The organism is Enterobacter cloacae complex sp. IR5402 (assembly GCF_049238125.1).
GTDB lineage: Bacteria > Pseudomonadota > Gammaproteobacteria > Enterobacterales > Enterobacteriaceae > Enterobacter > Enterobacter hormaechei_C.
Map to the genome: position 1 here is coordinate 231,748 of NZ_JBMKHO010000005.1, position 17,328 is coordinate 249,075.

At 55.6% G+C, this 17,328-nt stretch carries 14 protein-coding genes and 4 tRNA genes; 12 read left to right on the forward strand and 6 right to left on the reverse strand.

Translation table 11 applies throughout. From position 1 onward, the window contains the following. The 10 genes from rffA (at position 1) to ACOTXL_RS11595 (ending at position 7,696) form a co-directional block, all read left to right on the forward strand. On the forward strand, positions 1-1,131 hold the full coding sequence (gene rffA, locus ACOTXL_RS11550; RefSeq protein WP_032608214.1) for a dTDP-4-amino-4,6-dideoxygalactose transaminase: 1,131 nt from the start codon (positions 1-3) through the stop codon (positions 1,129-1,131). Position 1,132: 1 nt separating this feature from the next. Continuing rightward, the gene (gene wzxE / locus ACOTXL_RS11555; RefSeq protein ID WP_032665664.1) at positions 1,133-2,383 is read left to right on the forward strand and encodes a lipid III flippase WzxE; all 1,251 of its coding nucleotides are present in this window, start codon (positions 1,133-1,135) and stop codon (positions 2,381-2,383) included. Beyond that, on the forward strand, positions 2,380-3,459 hold the full coding sequence (locus tag ACOTXL_RS11560) for a TDP-N-acetylfucosamine:lipid II N-acetylfucosaminyltransferase (protein ID WP_032608216.1): 1,080 nt from the start codon (positions 2,380-2,382) through the stop codon (positions 3,457-3,459). The genes wzxE and ACOTXL_RS11560 overlap by 4 nt, the downstream gene beginning before the upstream one ends. Continuing rightward, positions 3,456-4,808, forward strand: a complete 1,353-nt coding sequence (wzyE, locus tag ACOTXL_RS11565) for an ECA oligosaccharide polymerase (protein ID WP_023323983.1) — start codon at positions 3,456-3,458, stop codon at positions 4,806-4,808. The genes ACOTXL_RS11560 and wzyE overlap by 4 nt, the downstream gene beginning before the upstream one ends. Before the next feature lie 12 nt (positions 4,809-4,820). Continuing rightward, entirely contained in the window at positions 4,821-5,561 is a 741-nt protein-coding gene (gene wecG, locus ACOTXL_RS11570) for a lipopolysaccharide N-acetylmannosaminouronosyltransferase (RefSeq protein WP_045332951.1), read from the forward strand. A 198-nt stretch (positions 5,562-5,759) separates the two neighbouring features. After that, positions 5,760-7,145 carry a bifunctional threonine/serine APC transporter ThrP gene (thrP, locus tag ACOTXL_RS11575; protein WP_023315180.1) on the forward strand — a complete coding sequence of 462 codons (1,386 nt, stop codon included), beginning with the start codon at positions 5,760-5,762 and terminating at the stop codon, positions 7,143-7,145. 102 nt (positions 7,146-7,247) lie between these two features. After that, positions 7,248-7,324 (forward strand) — tRNA-Arg (locus tag ACOTXL_RS11580). A gap of 67 nt (positions 7,325-7,391) precedes the next feature. Next, positions 7,392-7,467, forward strand: a tRNA-His gene (locus tag ACOTXL_RS11585). A gap of 21 nt (positions 7,468-7,488) precedes the next feature. Next, a tRNA-Leu gene (locus tag ACOTXL_RS11590) sits at positions 7,489-7,575 on the forward strand. A gap of 44 nt (positions 7,576-7,619) precedes the next feature. Further along, positions 7,620-7,696, forward strand: a tRNA-Pro gene (locus tag ACOTXL_RS11595). A gap of 505 nt (positions 7,697-8,201) precedes the next feature. Here ACOTXL_RS11595 and ACOTXL_RS11600 read toward each other — a convergent pair. The 5 genes from ACOTXL_RS11600 to hemC form a co-directional block, all read right to left on the reverse strand. Continuing rightward, on the reverse strand, positions 8,202-9,413 hold the full coding sequence (locus tag ACOTXL_RS11600; protein WP_045346008.1) for a hypothetical protein: 1,212 nt from the start codon (positions 9,411-9,413) through the stop codon (positions 8,202-8,204). A gap of 168 nt (positions 9,414-9,581) precedes the next feature. Further along, positions 9,582-10,781 carry a protoheme IX biogenesis protein HemY gene (gene hemY, locus ACOTXL_RS11605; RefSeq protein WP_026080629.1) on the reverse strand — a complete coding sequence of 400 codons (1,200 nt, stop codon included), beginning with the start codon at positions 10,779-10,781 and terminating at the stop codon, positions 9,582-9,584. A 2-nt stretch (positions 10,782-10,783) separates the two neighbouring features. Next, a complete protein-coding gene (gene hemX / locus ACOTXL_RS11610) occupies positions 10,784-11,977 on the reverse strand; it encodes a uroporphyrinogen-III C-methyltransferase (RefSeq protein ID WP_006812379.1) in 1,194 nt (397 codons plus the stop codon). Positions 11,978-11,997: 20 nt separating this feature from the next. Then, complete coding sequence (gene hemD / locus ACOTXL_RS11615; protein ID WP_045332949.1) at positions 11,998-12,738, reverse strand: uroporphyrinogen-III synthase; 741 nt, start codon at positions 12,736-12,738, stop codon at positions 11,998-12,000. Continuing rightward, positions 12,735-13,676: a hydroxymethylbilane synthase gene (hemC, locus tag ACOTXL_RS11620; protein WP_032628002.1), complete on the reverse strand. Its 942-nt coding sequence runs from the start codon at positions 13,674-13,676 to the stop codon at positions 12,735-12,737. The genes hemD and hemC overlap by 4 nt, the downstream gene beginning before the upstream one ends. A gap of 350 nt (positions 13,677-14,026) precedes the next feature. On the opposite strand from hemC, the gene cyaA reads away from it, so the two are divergent. Beyond that, on the forward strand, positions 14,027-16,570 hold the full coding sequence (gene cyaA / locus ACOTXL_RS11625) for a class I adenylate cyclase (protein WP_045350340.1): 2,544 nt from the start codon (positions 14,027-14,029) through the stop codon (positions 16,568-16,570). 91 nt (positions 16,571-16,661) lie between these two features. Here the strand turns inward: cyaA and cyaY are convergent, their stop codons facing one another. Then, entirely contained in the window at positions 16,662-16,982 is a 321-nt protein-coding gene (cyaY, locus tag ACOTXL_RS11630; protein ID WP_003860816.1) for an iron donor protein CyaY, read from the reverse strand. A gap of 135 nt (positions 16,983-17,117) precedes the next feature. Here cyaY and lptM point away from each other — a divergent pair, with 135 nt between their 5' ends. Next, positions 17,118-17,321: an LPS translocon maturation chaperone LptM gene (gene lptM, locus ACOTXL_RS11635; RefSeq protein ID WP_003860815.1), complete on the forward strand. Its 204-nt coding sequence runs from the start codon at positions 17,118-17,120 to the stop codon at positions 17,319-17,321. Positions 17,322-17,328 lie beyond the last annotated feature (7 nt).

The window sequence follows — 17,328 nt, forward strand, 5'->3', positions numbered from 1 at the left end:
ATGATTCCATTTAACGCGCCTCCCGTTGTGGGCACTGAACTTGATTACATGCAGTCGGCTATGGGCAGCGGCAAGCTCTGTGGCGACGGCGGTTTTACCCGCCGCTGCCAGCAGTGGATGGAGCAACGTTTTCACAGTGCCAAGGTGCTGCTGACGCCGTCCTGTACCGCATCGCTCGAGATGGCGGCGCTGCTGCTGGATATCCAGCCTGGCGATGAAGTGATCATGCCGAGCTACACCTTCGTCTCCACGGCGAACGCGTTTGTCCTGCGCGGGGCGAAAATCGTGTTTGTGGATATCCGTCCGGATACCATGAACATCGACGAAACGCTGATTGAAGCGGCGATCACTGACAAAACGCGGGCGATTGTGCCGGTGCATTACGCGGGCGTGGCCTGTGAGATGGACACCATCATGGCCATCGCCAAAAAGCACAACCTGTTTGTGGTGGAAGACGCCGCGCAGGGCGTGATGTCCACCTACAAAGGGCGCGCGCTGGGCACCATCGGTCATATCGGCTGCTTTAGCTTCCACGAAACCAAAAACTACACCGCAGGCGGCGAAGGCGGCGCGACGCTGATTAACGATCGTGCCCTGGTGGAGCGTGCGGAAGTGATCCGTGAAAAAGGGACCAACCGCAGCCAGTTCTTCCGCGGTCAGGTGGATAAGTACACCTGGCGCGATATCGGCTCAAGCTACCTGATGGCGGATTTGCAGGCCGCGTATCTCTGGGCGCAGCTGGAAGCGGCAGAGCGAATCAATCTGCAACGCCTCTCCCTGTGGCAAACCTACTACGACGCGCTGGAGCCGCTGGCAAAAGCCGGACGTATTGAACTGCCGACTATTCCGGCAGACTGTATCCACAACGCTCACATGTTCTACATCAAGCTGCGCGATAACGACGATCGCAGCAAGCTGATTGCCTGGCTGAAAGAGGCGGAAATTATGGCGGTATTCCACTATATTCCGCTGCACTCCAGCCCGGCTGGCGAAGCCTTCGGGATGTTTGCCGGTGAAGACCGCTACACCACCAAAGAGAGCGAACGTCTGCTCCGCCTGCCCCTGTTCTACAACCTCGCGCCGGTGAACCAGCGTACGGTGATCAATTCGCTTCTGAGTTATTTCGCCTGATATGTCTCTGGCAAAAGCGTCGGTGTGGACGGCAGCGTCCACGCTAGTAAAAATTGGCGCCGGGTTACTGGTCGTCAAGCTGCTGGCCGTCTCATTTGGTCCGTCAGGCGTTGGGCTGGCAGGGAACTTCCGCCAGCTGGTCACGGTGCTTGGCGTGCTGGCGGGAGCCGGGATATTCAATGGCGTCACCAAATACGTCGCGCAGCATCATGACGATGCCGAAAAGCTCCGCACGGTGGTGGGCACCTCCTCGGCTATGGTGCTGGGCTTCTCTACGTTGCTGGCCGTCGTCTTTTTGCTGGCGGCGGCACCCATCAGCCAGGGGCTGTTCGGACACACGCATTATCAGGGGCTGGTGCGCCTGGTGGCGCTCGTTCAGATGGGGATCGCCTGGGCAAACCTGCTGCTGGCGCTGATGAAAGGCTTCCGTGATGCCGCCGGGAATGCGCTGGCGCTGATCCTCGGCAGCATCATCGGCGTTATCGCCTACTACTTTTGCTATCGGCTGGGCGGCTATGAAGGCGCGCTGCTGGGGCTGGCGCTGGTGCCTGCGCTCGTTGTCATTCCGGCTGCGTTTATGCTGATGCGCAGAGGCAATGTCCCGCTGAGTTACCTGAAACCGCAGTGGGACAAGATACTGGCGGGGCAGCTCGGTAAGTTTACCCTGATGGCGCTCATCACTTCGGTAACGCTTCCCGTTGCCTACGTGATGATGCGAAACCTGCTGGCAGCGCATTACAGCTGGGATGAAGTGGGGATCTGGCAGGGCGTGAGCAGTATTTCAGATGCTTACCTCCAATTTATTACGGCTTCCTTTAGCGTCTATTTGCTGCCAACCTTATCGCGCCTGACTTCCAGGCAGGATATTACCCGCGAGATTTTTCGCTCCCTGCGTTTTGTGTTGCCGGCGGTTGCGATCGCCAGCTTTACCGTCTGGTTAATGCGTGATTTCGCCATCTGGCTGCTGTTTTCGGCGAAGTTTACCGCCATGCGCGATCTGTTTGCCTGGCAACTGGTCGGCGATGTGCTGAAAGTGGGGGCATACGTTTTCGGCTATCTGGTGATTGCGAAGGCTTCGCTGCGGTTGTATATCCTGGCTGAGATCGGCCAGTTTGCGCTGCTGACGGCATTTTCTCACTGGCTGATCCCCACCCACGGTGCGCTGGGGGCGGCTCAGGCCTATATGGCAACTTATATCGTTTATTTCGCTGCCTGTTGCGGCGTATTTTTACTTTGGCGTAAACGCGCATGACTGCACTGATACACATACTGGGATCGGATATCCCGCATCACAACCAGACCGTTCTACGTTTCTTCAATGATGAACTGGCATCCGGCACGCCCGATGCGCGCGAGTTTATGGTCGTTGGACGCGATAACGGTCTGAGCGCGGCGTGTCCGGCATTGCACATCACCTTCTGGCCAGACAAAGCGGCGCTGACCAAAGCCGTTGTCGCGAAAGCTAAAGCGGACCGAAGCCAGCGTTTCTTCTTCCACGGACAGTTCAATACTGGCCTGTGGCTGGCGCTGTTAAGCGGCGGGATAAAACCTTCCCAGTTCAGCTGGCATATCTGGGGAGCGGATCTCTACGAAGTCTCCCGTGGCTGGAAATTCCGTCTTTTCTATCCGCTGCGTCGTCTGGCCCAGGCGCGCGTGGGCTGCGTTTTTGCTACCCGTGGCGATCTCAACTATTTTGCTAAACAGCACCCGAAGGTTCGCGGGGAGCTGCTCTATTTTCCGACCCGTATGGATCCTGCGCTGAACACCCTGGCGAATGACGCGGTTCGTGAGGGCAAACTGACCATCCTGGTGGGAAATTCCGGCGATCGCAGTAACGAGCATGTCGCGGCGCTGCGGGCGGTACATCAGCAGTTTGGCGATACGGTGAACGTAGTGGTGCCGATGGGCTATCCCGCCAATAACGACGCCTACATCAATGACGTTCGCCAGCAGGGGCTTGCGCTGTTTAGCGCGGAAAATCTGCACATTCTCAACGATAAGCTGGAATTTGATGACTATCTCGCGCTCCTGCGAAAATGCGATCTGGGCTATTTCATCTTTGCCCGTCAGCAGGGGATTGGTACGCTGTGTCTGCTGATTCAGGCGGGCGTACCGTGCGTGCTCAACCGCGAAAACCCGTTCTGGCAGGACATGGCCGAACAGCATATTCCGGTGCTGTTTACCTCTGACACGCTTAATGTCGAGGTAGTACGGGAAGCGCAGCGTCAGCTCACGCTGGTGGATAAAAATAGCATCGACTTTTTCAGCCCGAACTACCTCACGCCGTGGCACCACGCGCTGCGTATTGCTTCAGGAGACAACGCATGAGCCAGTTGCAATTTAGCGGCTTGCTGGTGGTCTGGCTGCTGAGCACGCTGTTTATCGCCACGCTCACCTGGTTTGAGTTCCGGCGCGTACGTTTTAACTTCAACGTTTTCTTCTCGCTGCTGTTTTTGCTGACCTTTTTCTTTGGCTTCCCGCTGACCAGCATCCTCGTGTTCCGCTTTGATGTTGGCGTCGCTCCGCCGGAAATCTTGTTGCAGGCACTGCTCTCTGCGACCTGCTTCTACGCGGTGTATTACGTCACCTATAAAACGCGCCTGCGCGCGGCGAAAGACACCGCACCCCGTCGTCCGCTGTTTACCATGAACCGGGTAGAAACCCATCTGACGTGGGTTATGCTGATGACAATCGCCCTCGTCAGCGTGGCGATTTTCTTCATGCATAACGGCTTTTTACTGTTTAAGTTACAGTCCTATAGCCAGATTTTCTCCGCCGAAGTCTCTGGTGTCGCACTCAAGCGTTTCTTCTATTTCTTCATTCCGGCGATGCTGGTGGTCTTTTTCCTGCGTCAGGACAGCAAAGCCTGGCTGTTCTTCCTGGTCAGCACCGTCGCATTTGGCATTCTGACCTACATGATCGTCGGCGGCACCCGCGCCAACATCATTATCGCCTTCGCGATTTTCCTGTTTATCGGCATTATTCGCGGCTGGATCTCGCTGTGGATGCTGGCGGCGGCAGGCGTCTTTGGCATTGTGGGGATGTTCTGGCTGGCGCTGAAGCGCTACGGACTGAACGTGGCGGGCGACGAAGCGTTTTATACCTTCCTGTATCTGACGCGCGACACCTTCTCGCCGTGGGAAAACTTGGCATTGCTGCTGCAAAACTACGACAAAATCGAATTCCAGGGGCTGGCGCCGATTGTTCGCGATTTCTATGTCTTTATACCGACGTGGCTGTGGCCTGACCGTCCCGGTATTGTCCTGAACACGGCGAACTACTTTACCTGGGAAGTGCTGAACAACCATTCGGGCCTGGCGATTTCCCCAACCCTGATTGGCTCGCTGGTAGTGATGGGCGGAACGTGGTTTATCCTGCCGGGCGCGATCGCGGTCGGGTTGATAATAAAATGGTTCGACTGGCTATATACGCTGGGTAACGAAGAGACCAACCGCTACAAAGCCGCTGTTTTGCACAGTTTCTGTTTCGGTGCCATTTTCAATATGATCGTTCTGGCGCGCGAGGGGCTGGATTCATTCGTCTCACGCGTGGTGTTCTTTATGGTCGTTTTCGGACTCTGTCTGCTGCTGGCAAAACTGCTGTACTGGTTGTTTGACAGTGCAGGGCTTGTGCACAGACGTGAGCCACAGGGCAGCACAACGCTGTCGCAAGTCTGAGTAGGGATTATCATGACGGATACAACTTCAGCCCCGCGTTATGCGCTGCGCGGGCTACAGCTGATTGGCTGGCGAGACATGCAGCACGCGCTGGATTTCCTGTTCGCGGACGGGCAGATGAAATCGGGCACGCTTGTGGCCATCAACGCAGAAAAAATGCTGGCGGTTGAAGATAATGCGGAAGTGAAAAGCCTGATTGAAGCCGCGGAGTTTAAATACGCAGACGGTATTAGCGTGGTGCGTTCAATTCGTAAAAAGTTTCCAGACGCTAATGTGTCTCGCGTGGCGGGAGCTGACCTTTGGGAGCGGCTTATGGAACGCGCAGGCGCTGAAGGCACACCGGTATTTTTGATCGGCGGCAAGCCAGAGGTGCTGGCGCAGACCGAACAAAAGCTGCGTAACCAGTGGAATGTTAACATCGTGGGCAGTCAGGATGGCTATTTCAGGCCGGAAGATCGCCAGACGTTATATGAGCGCGTACGCGACAGCGGGGCGAAAATTGTCACTGTCGCCATGGGGTCGCCGCGCCAGGAAATTCTGATGCGCGATTGCCGTCTGGTCAGCCCGGATGCGCTCTATATGGGCGTCGGCGGCACCTACGACGTCTTTACCGGCCACGTTAAGCGTGCGCCCAAAGTCTGGCAAAACCTGGGGCTGGAGTGGCTCTACCGCCTGCTTTCTCAACCGACACGAATCAAACGACAGATCCGTCTTCTGCGCTACCTCGCCTGGCACTACACCGGGAAAATGTAATCAATATGCAGCGCGATCTGCTGTTCGCGCTGCAACGCCCCCTGCAAAGCTGCTGAATTTCTGTGCAATGCATTCATTTTTTTAATGCATTGTTTGCCATTTGCCAGAATTTAAGAAACCATTCGCTCCGTATTTCAGTACCCCTCAAAAACAATACCCGGCAATAAGTCGGGAAACAGCAAACACAACCGAGGAATTATGGCAGAGAAAAAACCGGAGCTTCAGCGTGGGCTGGAAGCTCGACATATTGAATTGATCGCGCTGGGCGGGACTATCGGCGTTGGCCTGTTTATGGGCTCGGCAAGCACGCTGAAATGGGCGGGGCCTTCCGTCCTGCTGGCGTATATTATTGCCGGACTGTTCGTCTTCTTCATCATGCGCTCAATGGGCGAAATGCTGTTCCTGGAGCCGGTAACGGGCTCTTTCGCCGTTTACGCCCACCGGTATATGAGCCCGTTCTTTGGTTATCTCACGGCCTGGTCGTACTGGTTTATGTGGATGGCCGTCGGGATTTCGGAGATCACCGCCATCGGGGTCTACGTGCAGTTCTGGTTCCCGGAGATGGCCCAGTGGATACCTGCGCTTATTGCCGTAGGGCTGGTGGCGCTGGCGAACCTTGCCGCCGTTCGTCTTTACGGTGAAATCGAGTTCTGGTTTGCGATGATCAAAGTTACCACCATCATCGTGATGATTGTTGTGGGTCTGGGTGTCATCTTCTTTGGCTTCGGTAACGGCGGGCACGCTGTCGGTTTCGGTAACCTGACCGGGCACGGCGGCTTCTTTGCGGGTGGCTGGAAGGGCTTTCTGACGGCGCTCTGTATCGTTGTCGCCTCCTATCAGGGCGTTGAGCTGATCGGCATTACCGCCGGTGAGGCGAAAAACCCGCAGGTCACACTGCGTAGCGCGGTAGGCAAGGTGCTGTGGCGTATCCTGATTTTCTATGTGGGCGCGATCTTCGTTATCGTGACCATTTTCCCATGGAACGAGATCGGCACCACCGGCAGCCCGTTTGTCCTAACTTTCGCTAAGATTGGCATCACGGCGGCAGCCGCCATTATCAACTTTGTGGTACTGACGGCGGCGCTTTCCGGCTGTAACAGCGGAATGTACAGCTGTGGGCGTATGCTTTACGCGCTCTCGCAAAACAAACAGCTGCCGGCTGTGATGGGCAAAGTCTCCCGCGTAGGTGTACCGGTGGCGGGCGTAGCGGTGTCGATTGTGATTTTGCTGATTGGCTCTTGCCTGAACTACATCATCCCAAATCCGCAGCGCGTGTTTGTTTACGTCTATAGCGCCAGCGTGCTGCCGGGGATGGTACCGTGGTTTGTCATTTTGATTAGCCAGTTGCGTTTCCGGCAGGCGCACAAAAAAGCGATCGCCAGCCATCCGTTCCGCTCCATTCTGTTCCCGTATGCGAACTATTTGACGATGGCGTTCCTGATTTGCGTATTAATTGGAATGTACTTTAATGAAGATACCCGCATGTCGCTGTTTGTCGGGATGATCTTCCTGGCTGCCGTCACAGCTGCATATAAACTTTTTGGCCTGGGTCGCCGTGGCTCCGCCCATAAAGTGGAGGAATAAGCGGCAAAATGTGCAAACCATAACCAAACGCGCATTTTTTTCAAAAAAGCACTAGACAGCGGGGACGGAGGTACGTAATATCCAGCCCCGCAACGGCGCTAAGCGCCCGTAGCTCAGCTGGATAGAGCGCTGCCCTCCGGAGGCAGAGGTCTCAGGTTCGAATCCTGTCGGGCGCGCCATTTTAGTCCCGGCGCTAGAGCTGCGGTGGTCTGAGAAGTAGTCAGAACCGCGTGAAAGAATACAGTGGTGGCTATAGCTCAGTTGGTAGAGCCCTGGATTGTGATTCCAGTTGTCGTGGGTTCGAATCCCATTAGCCACCCCATTATTGAAAGAGTTGTGAATTGCGAAGGTGGCGGAATTGGTAGACGCGCTAGCTTCAGGTGTTAGTGTTCTTACGGACGTGGGGGTTCAAGTCCCCCCCCTCGCACCACGACTTTTAATGAGTTGAACTAAAAATTCAAAAAAGCAGTACATCGGCGAGTAGCGCAGCTTGGTAGCGCAACTGGTTTGGGACCAGTGGGTCGGAGGTTCGAATCCTCTCTCGCCGACCAATTTTGAACCCCGCTTCGGCGGGGTTTTTTGTTTTCTGCGTTTTTTTATCCTGTAGTCATTTCCCGACAACACCCCACATCCTTGTCGCGATTCAGCGACATATAAACCATTAATATTTAAGTATTTGTTATTTTACCTCTTAACCTGTCTCCTTGTGGCGACAGTTCACCGACTTTAGCGCGATGTTGTATGGCTTCAGGCGGTTCTTAACAGCATAATTTCCTTTTATCTTAAAATGTTGCGCGATGTAAAAGTTCTGCGTGTAAACCTGGCACATTACATGCAATAATATGCGTGTAGATGCTCATTCCATCTCTTATGTTCGCCTTAAGGCCTCATAAACTCAGGAATGACGCAGAGCCGTTTACGGTGCTTATCGTCCACTGACAGATGTCGCTTCGGCCTCATCAGACACCATGGACACAACGTTGAGTGAAGCACCAAATATGTTGTCTTACAGACCTGTTTTAACGCCTGCTTTTATAGCAGGCGTTTTTTTATGCCTTATTCACGATAATGGGCCAGGACCAGCGCCACCAACAGCAGTGCGATAGCAGAGACAGCATATAGCGTCTGAGCCGCTCCCAATATCGTCGCCGTCATTGCGGCGAGGCCCGTAAAAAGGGAAGCGCTCAACGTTTGCCAGCGCCAGGCCTTACCGCTGGCAGCGGATATCTGTATAGCCTGAAAATTACTCAGTACCCCAAACGTACCCGCCGCAAAAACGATATTCGACGCCAGATGCGCGATAAAGATCATCCCCAGCGCAAGCACGACCCATGCGGATAAAAACGGAAGCAACCCATAGGCTGCCAGAAAAAGAGCAAGACAGCTAAGTAGCAAAGGCGTTCTTGCTGCAAAGCGCGTCAGACTCTCTTTTCTGAGCAGCAAGGGGCCACAAAGCTGTCCCAGGCTTCTGGCAAAAAGCAAGGGCAGCGCAAGCCCAGCGGCATTCTCGGGGTTGATCTGCTGCGCCAGTGCTGGCAGCAACGCCATTGCAGGCGAGCCTACGGCAGCAAGGGCAGGCAAAATCAGCAAACTGCGTTTTTGTCGAAGGGTCAGAGTTTGCCAGCGCAATGCCACAGGTTGAGGGTCCCCGACAGGCAACGGTGCTGGACGCGCTACATACTGGCGTTCTGCGAGAAACAGCATGACCAGCGATCCCATAAAACTGGCGGCGTCGATGACCAGTAAGGCGAAGACCGGGATGCGCTGGAACAACACCACACCCAGCCCGGTTCCTAACAAAACCTGGGAGGCAAAAATCACATTTTCCAGACACGTTGCCGCAGGCAGTTCTGCCTCATGCAGTCCGCGTTTAAACAGAAGCGTTAACGCAGGCCAGCTCATCCCGCTCAGCAACGCTTCTGTGGATTGCACCGCAAGCAGCGCCGGTATGCTGTGGTAATGTGCGCCTGAAAGGGGAAAGAGCAGGGCGAGCAAGCCCAGCCATTCGGTCAGCATCAACAGGTAGAGAGGTGAAAACCGCTGGCACAGCTTTTCACCAATCAGGCTGCCGATAAAACCGGGCACCGTAGCAAAAAGGAAGGCGAGGGTTAACAGCGCTGACGGGGCTGACCACTGTAACAATAATCCGAAAACAACAACCTGAGTTAAGCCATTACCCAGGGAGCTAAAGATAAAGGCGCAGGCCAGCAGGCGGAGCCAGCGATAGCACCGCAGCGCTTCGAAAAGCGCATATAAAAGCGAGTTCATGACGATATCCTTTCAGAAACGGTTTATTCCACGCGGGTAAGCGCGTGTGCAAAAAAAAAGTTAAGGAAAAGACATCGTTACATTGGCGGGTTCGTTTGCTGGTAAGTGTTAAAAGAATGTAGCAGGAGAAATGAGATAAAAAAAGGAGGCCATCTGGCCTCCTGTTAATTACTGCTGCGTTCCGTTATTTTGCAACGTCAATAACAGCCCATCACGGCGCATAGCTGCGGCCTCTTCCGGCTTGTGCTGCTTGTCCAGCGAATCAGCAAGCCAGGCGTAATCAAATGCGTCCGGGCGTTGCTTCAGCGCGGCGCGGAAGGCGAGACTCGCCTCCTGCCACTCGCCGTGTTTCATCAGAGACTGGCCCAGCGTACTCCACAGCAGCGGACGATCGCCCACGGTTTTGATCTGCTGGCGCAGTGCTTTTTCAATTTGTTCCGGATTGTTGGTTTTCAGACGCGGGATGACCATCACCAGGCGGTCATCATACTGTCGCTTGAGACCGTCGAGGAGGATCTCCTGCGCGGTGTCATGGTCGTCACACTCAATCAGATGTTCTGCCATCGCAACCTGAAGAGGAACCTGCTGGCGCGTTTTGCGGCTCTGGTTTTTCCACCAGGTTTTCAGGCCGTCGCTGCCGAGATCGGCGCGCGCCTGATCCATCAGGCCAATCCAGGCCAGACGCTGAAGTTCATCACGATGTTCATCATCGCCCACGTCGGCTTTCGCCATGGAAGGGATAATGTCCAGCAGCGAGCCCCATGCACCGGTCCGAATATATGCCTGCTCAGCAAGACGCAGCACTTCCGGATGACGAGGGGTAATTTCCAGCAGACGGTCAACGCCGTGACGTGCGGCATGGTTTTCATTGCGCGCCAGTTGCAGACGAACGCGGGTGATCTCAACCGGAATCGGATCCTTAGTAGAGAGCTCAGACGCGCGTTCAAGATGCTGATTGGCGCGGGCCTCATCGCCTCGCTGTTGCGCCGCCTCAGCGGCCAGCAGATAGTTAACAACCGGCTGTTCTGCATGGTCGGCATTTTTCGACATTAGCTTTTCAACCTGCTGATAGTCACCTTCGGCCAGCTTCAGCAATGCCTGCTCGGTCTGCTTACGGGCGCGACGGCGCTTACGGCCAACGAACCAGCCGCGCGTATGTACGCCGGTACGGAAAATACGACGCAGGAGCCACTCCACTGCCAGCAGAACGACCACACCCAGGATCAGGATAATCACCAGCCCTGTTACGCTGGTTTCGATGTTGTAGTTATCGGTCTGGATCAATACGTAACCCTGGTGACCCGCAAGCATCGGCCCCAGTACAATCCCGGCGATCAGCAGGATGAAGAGTAAGAAGACTTTTAGCATCATTACTCTCCTTGCGGCGCGCTTTCAGGCGCTGGCGCGGCGGCAGGTGCTTCAGCCGGACGCTCTGCCGGAACGCCCGGCTGGGCCAGCAAGTTACGCACGCGCGTCTGCATGATCTTCTCCAGAATCGGCTGACTTTCCAGCTTGTCCGGTACGTTCATGGTGATGTTTTGCTGGCTCAGCTTGTCGATATCCTCGAGGAACGCGGTCGTGGTTGCATCATTGGTATCGTAGTAAGCACGTACCCAGGTTGAAACGTTATCCAGCGCCTGTTTGTAGGTCTCTTCCTGGTGACGCGGCACGGCCTGCGCCGCGACCAACAGGCGGGAACGAATGTTTTCGCGTAGATAGACGTCCTGGTTCGGTGCCAGCAGCGGCACGGCAGTTTCATCGCGGCGGCGAATGGTTATAAAGCTGTCCATAAAGTTCTGCCAGCTCTTTTGCAGGTTGATACGCCATTCGCTCAGGGAACTGGACAGCTCGGTACCGTCGGAATCCATCGGAGAGTCATCGTCGTTGTTATCGGCCAGCTGAAGGTTATCAATCTGGTTCGAGAGCTGATTCACCTTAAGGATGATACCGTCGTAGTCGACCTGAGAAACCGCGGACAGGCTGGCGATATCTTCCGTAATAGCGCGGCGTGCGTTGATGAGGCTCGGATCGTTCATATCAGCCAGGCTTGCGTCGGCGCTTTTCAGCAGCGCGGCGGCGGTGGTGACATCCTGATCGCTCCAGAGCTTGCGCCCGGCTAGTTTCACCAGAAAATCGGCCTGTGAAAGTAGCCAGGTTTTGGCATCGGTTCCCGAAATTGTGGCGACTTTTTCCTGCACTTCGCTCAGCTGTTTGGTCAACTCTTCACGTTTGCTGTTCGCGTCGGCGAGGGCGGCAGCCTGCTGTTTGATCACACCTTCCAGCTCAGCTTTTTGCGTCTCCTGCGCTTTCTGTAGGGCAGTGATTTGGTTAACCAGCGCGTCGCTGGTGGCCGTCTGGTTGGTGCCTTGTTTCTTCACCAGTCCGTAGAGACCCACGCCTGCGGCCAGCGCAATCGCGATGGCAATCACGCTCAGCGTGAGGCTGGTTTTATTGCTGCCGTTTTTCTTCTCAACGGTTGTGTCTGTCGTCTCTGGCTGTGACGTGGTGTCCACAGTCTCCCTGGTCTCTTCAACCACGGCGGAGGATTTTTCGTGTTCCGTCATTATGGCTTCCCATTTGAGAGTTATTGTAATGCGCGCAGCAGCGCATCGTTGTCGGCGTTTTCAGCGATCCGAATATCCTGCCAGCCCAGTTCCCGGGCGTGGTTCGCCAGACGCTCACTGACGACCAGAAGCCGACAGCGGAGTAACCAGTTTTCGCGATACCAAAGCGGAATCAGCGACCAAAGCTGTTGTAACATTTCACCGCTGGTGACCACCAGCGTATTAATACCGCGGGCGTGCCAGCGCATTGCTTCTTCCGCGCCATCATAGTGTTTTGCACAACGCTGATAGCACTCCACAAACGTCACGTCTGCGCCGCGTTCGCGCAGCGTCTCGCCCAGCAGTTCGCGGCCACCGTTGCCGCGCAAAATAAGTGTGCGCTTTCCCGCAATGTTTTGTAATTCAGGTAATTGTAGCAAGACTTCGCTGATTTCCCGATCTAACGGGTAACGAACATCGATTCCGCTCGCGGTATGTAAGGCCAGCGCCGTAGTGCGCCCGATGGCGAAATAGCGGGGGGCGTGAGGCCAGCGAACGCCCTGTTGTTGCAGCTGCGCATGGGCAAACTCCACGGCATGCTGCGACAGCGCAAAGAGCAGATCGCCTTCCTGCAAGAGACGCATCTGGTCAGCGAGCTCAGGCAGCTCGCGACCGGGGGAGAATTCAATCAGCGGAAAACTCCAGGCCACCTGCCCCAGTGCGCGCAGACGGCTCACTAACTGCTCTCCTGCGGGAGAAGGGCGGGTGACAAGTATGCTCATGCAGGGGGCTCTCCGTTATAGACCTCGGCCAGAATTTCACGTGCGCCGTTATTTAGCAGCTCTTCCGCCAGCGATACGCCAAGCGCCTCGGCATCTTGCGGTTTGCCGCGACGTTCACCGCGAACCATATGCGAGCCGTCCGGCGCGCCAACCAGCGCACGCAGCCACAGTTCACCGTCAGTTAATTCAGCATAGCTGCCAATTGGCACCTGACAGCCTCCTTCGAGGCGTGTATTCATCGCGCGCTCGGCTTTTACGCGAACGGCGGTATCGTCATGATTCAGCGGCGCCAGCAGTGCCTGAGTGCGCACATCATCCAGACGACACTCAATGCCGACGGCGCCCTGGCCGACGGCGGGGAGCGACAGCTCCGGCGGCAACGCCACGCGAATACGTTCTTCCAGCCCCAGGCGTTTCAGGCCCGCAACCGCAAGAATAATGGCATCGTAGTCGCCGTTATCCAGCTTGCCAAGGCGTGTGCCGACGTTCCCGCGCAGCGAACGGATCACCAGATCCGGGCGACGTTCAGCCAGCTGACACTGGCGGCGTAAACTTGACGTGCCGACCACGCTGCCTGCCGGCAACGCATCGAGCGAGTCATATCGATTAGAGACAAACGCATCGCGCGGATCCTCGCGCTCGCAGATGGTCACCAGCCCCAGCCCTTCCGGGAACTCAACGGGCACATCCTTCATCGAATGCACGGCGATATCGGCGCGGTTCTCAAGCAATGCCAGCTCCAGCTCTTTGACAAACAGACCTTTTCCGCCCACTTTGGCCAGCGGCGTATCCAGTATGACATCGCCACGCGTAACCATTGGCACCAGCTCAACGCGTAATCCGGTGTGGCAGGCTTCCAGGCGCTGCTTAACATAATGTGCCTGCCAGAGTGCAAGAGGACTTTGGCGTGTGGCAATTCTCAAAACATTGTCTAACATGCTTGTTACCGTCATTATCAATCGCTAACCATCCTAACATTGTTGACACTCGGATGGCAGTTTTACGGTTGATGAAGAGTGAGAGGGACAGGGCGGCGTATTCGTCAGCCATCGCCGTATTCAGGAATTTACACGTACAGAACGGTGCTACACTTGTATGTAGCGCATCTTTCTTTACGGTCAACCGGCAAGGTGTTAAATTGATCACGTTTTAGACCATTTTTTCGTCTGTACCACCAGAAAAGCAAAAGGCGAAAAAAGGGTAACGGTTATTTTTTGAAATACTGCGGGTCCGCTGCTTTTTCTGTTCTGACTGGCATGCGACACCAGGAAACATCAGGCGATACGTCTTGTACCTCTATATTGAGACTCTGAAACAGAGACTGGATGCCATCAATCAATTGCGCGTGGATCGCGCGCTTGCTGCCATGGGCCCTGCTTTCCAGCAGGTATACAGTCTTCTGCCGACATTGTTGCACTATCACCATCCGCTAATGCCGGGTTACCTCGATGGTAACGTTCCCCAGGGCATTTGCCTCTTCACGCCTGATGAAACCCAACAGCATTACCTGACTGAACTTGAACTCTACCGTGGTATGCCGCCGCAGGATTCGCCGAAAGGCGAGCTACCGATTACCGGGGTTTACTCCATGGGCAGCACATCATCGGTTGGGCAAAGCTGCTCTTCTGACCTGGATATCTGGGTCTGCCATCAGTCCTGGCTCGACAATGAAGAGCGCCAGCTGTTGCAGCGTAAATGCAGCCTGCTGGAGAGCTGGGCGGCGTCGCTCGGCGTGGAAGTGAGCTTCTTCCTGATTGATGAAAACCGTTTCCGCCATAACGAAAGCGGCAGTCTGGGTGGTGAAGACTGCGGCTCGACTCAGCACATCCTGTTGCTGGATGAGTTTTACCGTACTGCCGTTCGCCTGGCCGGGAAACGTATTCTGTGGAATATGGTGCCGTGCGATGAAGAAGAGAATTATGACGACTACGTCATGTCGCTTTACTCGCAGGGCGTTCTGACGCCAAACGAGTGGCTGGATCTGGGCGGCCTGAGCTCCCTGTCCGCCGAAGAGTACTTTGGCGCAAGCCTCTGGCAGCTTTACAAGAGCATTGATTCACCGTACAAAGCGGTGCTGAAAACCCTGCTGCTGGAAGCTTACTCCTGGGAATACCCCACGCCGCGCCTGCTGGCGAAAGATATTAAACAGCGTCTGCACGACGGGGAGATCGTCTCCTACGGGCTTGATGCCTACTGCATGATGCTGGAACGCGTCACCGAATACCTGACCGCCATTGAGGACGCCACGCGTCTTGACCTGGTGCGTCGATGTTTCTATCTCAAAGTTTGTGAAAAACTGAGCCGCGAACGCGCCTGCGTGGGCTGGCGTCGTGAAGTCGTCAGCCAGTTAGTCAAAGAGTGGGGATGGGACGATGCGCGTCTCGCCATGCTGGACAACCGCGCCAACTGGAAGATCGATCAGGTGCGCGAGGCGCACAACGAGCTGCTTGATGCGATGATGCAGAGCTACCGCAACCTGATCCGCTTTGCCCGCCGTAACAACCTTAGCGTTTCTGCCAGCCCACAGGATATCGGGGTGCTGACCCGTAAACTGTACGCCGCGTTTGAAGCGTTGCCGGGCAAGGTTACGCTGGTTAACCCACAGATTTCGCCTGACCTGTCTGAGCCGAATCTGACCTTTATCTACGTGCCGCCGGGCCGCGCAAACCGCACCGGGTGGTATCTGTACAACCGTGCGCCAAGCATGGATTCGATCATCAGCCATCAGCCGCTGGAATATAACCGCTATCTGAACAAGCTGGTGGCCTGGGCCTGGTTTAACGGCCTTCTCACCTCACGCACCCGGTTGTTTATCAAGGGTAACGAGGTGGTCGATTTAGCCAAGTTGCAGGAGATGGTGGCGGATGTCTCGCACCACTTCCCACTGCGTCTGCCTGCGCCGACGCCAAAGGCGCTCTACAGCCCGTGTGAGATCCGCCATCTGGCGATCATCGTCAACCTGGAATACGACCCGACGGCGGCCTTCCGCAATCAGGTGGTTCACTTTGACTTCCGCAAGCTGGACGTCTTTAGCTTCGGCGAGCAGCAAAACTGCCTGGTGGGTAGCGTGGATCTGCTGTACCGCAACTCGTGGAACGAAGTGCGTACCTTACACTTTAACGGCGAGCAGGCGATGATCGAGGCGCTGAAAACGATCCTCGGCAAGATGCACCAGGATGCCGCACCCCCGGACAGCGTGGAGGTGTTCTGCTACAGCCAGCACCTGCGCGGCCTGATTCGTACCCGCGTGCAGCAGCTGGTGTCTGAGTGCATCGAACTGCGTCTCTCCAGCACCCGTCAGGAAACCGGGCGCTTTAAAGCGCTGCGCGTCTCCGGCCAGACCTGGGGCCTGTTCTTTGAGCGCCTGAACGTGTCGGTGCAGAAGCTGGAGAACGCCATTGAATTCTACGGCGCGATTTCACACAACAAACTGCATGGCCTGTCGGTTCAGGTGGAAACCAATCACGTTAAGCTGCCGCAGGTGGTAGATGGCTTTGCGAGTGAAGGGATTATTCAGTTCTTCTTCGAAGAGTCGGGCGATAATGCCGGGTTTAACATCTACATTCTGGATGAAACCAACCGTGCCGAGGTGTATCACCACTGTGAAGGCAGCAAAGAGGAGCTGGTGCGCGACGTCAGCCGCTTCTATTCGTCTTCGCACGATCGCTTTACCTACGGCTCAAGCTTTATCAACTTCAACCTGCCGCAGTTCTACCAGATTGTGAATGTGGATGGGCGAGCGCAGGTGATCCCGTTCCGTACGCAGGCGATTACCCCTGCGGCGCCCGCTAACCAGGAAACTGCGCCGCTGTTGCAGCAGTATTTTTCCTGAGGCTTTTCGCCGGGTGGCGCTATCGCTTACCCGGCCTACGGTCCGAGCCGTTGTAGGCCCGGTAAGGCGTAGCCGCCACCGGGCAACAAAACTACCTGAAACTCACGTCCTCACCCGCCTGCGCGGTCGCCGCCTGCTCCAGCAGATCCCAGAACGTTTCGCCGCTGCGGTCGCAGACCCACTCGTCACCTTTCAGATCAAAGTGATAGCCGCCCTGTTTCGCCGCCAGCCACACCTGGTGAAGCGGCTCCTGACGGTTAATAATAATCTTGCTGCCGTTTTCGAAGCTTAAGGTCAGGATCCCGCCGTTGATTTCACAATCGATATCGCTGTCGCCGTCCCAGTCGTCGATACGCTCTTCGATGGTCATCCACAGGGTATCGGCAAGGCGATGAAATTCACTGTCGTTCATGGTTTTATTCCTGTTTTTCGTGATGGCGGCAGTATAACGCTAAATAATTCCCGTTGCAGGAAAGCGGCAAACTCTTGCTTTTGTGTCTTCTCCTGCGATGATAGAAACAGATTTGAACTTACGGGCAACCTCTACATGAAAAACGTCTTCCGAACGCTTGTCGTTCTTGTCACTCTGTTTAGCCTGACCGGCTGTGGACTGAAGGGACCACTGTACTTCCCGCCAGAGGATAAAAACGCACCACCGCCGACAAAACCGGTGCAAAGTGGTATCGAGTCATCTACGCCGGATACCAACGATCGCGGCAATAACGGCGGCCCGACTCAGGTCAATCTCTGACAATTAC

What these genes read in the sequence shown, in the direction of transcription:
- rffA (WP_032608214.1), top strand. Translation starts at nt 1, where the DNA reads ATGATTCCATTTAACGCGCCTCCCGTTGTGGGCACTGAACTTGATTAC.
- wzxE (WP_032665664.1), top strand. Translation starts at nt 1,133, where the DNA reads ATGTCTCTGGCAAAAGCGTCGGTGTGGACGGCAGCGTCCACGCTAGTA.
- ACOTXL_RS11560 (WP_032608216.1), top strand. Translation starts at nt 2,380, where the DNA reads ATGACTGCACTGATACACATACTGGGATCGGATATCCCGCATCACAAC.
- wzyE (WP_023323983.1), top strand. Translation starts at nt 3,456, where the DNA reads ATGAGCCAGTTGCAATTTAGCGGCTTGCTGGTGGTCTGGCTGCTGAGC.
- wecG (WP_045332951.1), top strand. Translation starts at nt 4,821, where the DNA reads ATGACGGATACAACTTCAGCCCCGCGTTATGCGCTGCGCGGGCTACAG.
- thrP (WP_023315180.1), top strand. Translation starts at nt 5,760, where the DNA reads ATGGCAGAGAAAAAACCGGAGCTTCAGCGTGGGCTGGAAGCTCGACAT.
- ACOTXL_RS11600 (WP_045346008.1), bottom strand. Translation starts at nt 9,413, where the DNA reads ATGAACTCGCTTTTATATGCGCTTTTCGAAGCGCTGCGGTGCTATCGC.
- hemY (WP_026080629.1), bottom strand. Translation starts at nt 10,781, where the DNA reads ATGCTAAAAGTCTTCTTACTCTTCATCCTGCTGATCGCCGGGATTGTA.
- hemX (WP_006812379.1), bottom strand. Translation starts at nt 11,977, where the DNA reads ATGACGGAACACGAAAAATCCTCCGCCGTGGTTGAAGAGACCAGGGAG.
- hemD (WP_045332949.1), bottom strand. Translation starts at nt 12,738, where the DNA reads ATGAGCATACTTGTCACCCGCCCTTCTCCCGCAGGAGAGCAGTTAGTG.
- hemC (WP_032628002.1), bottom strand. Translation starts at nt 13,676, where the DNA reads ATGTTAGACAATGTTTTGAGAATTGCCACACGCCAAAGTCCTCTTGCA.
- cyaY (WP_003860816.1), bottom strand. Translation starts at nt 16,982, where the DNA reads ATGAACGACAGTGAATTTCATCGCCTTGCCGATACCCTGTGGATGACC.
- lptM (WP_003860815.1), top strand. Translation starts at nt 17,118, where the DNA reads ATGAAAAACGTCTTCCGAACGCTTGTCGTTCTTGTCACTCTGTTTAGC.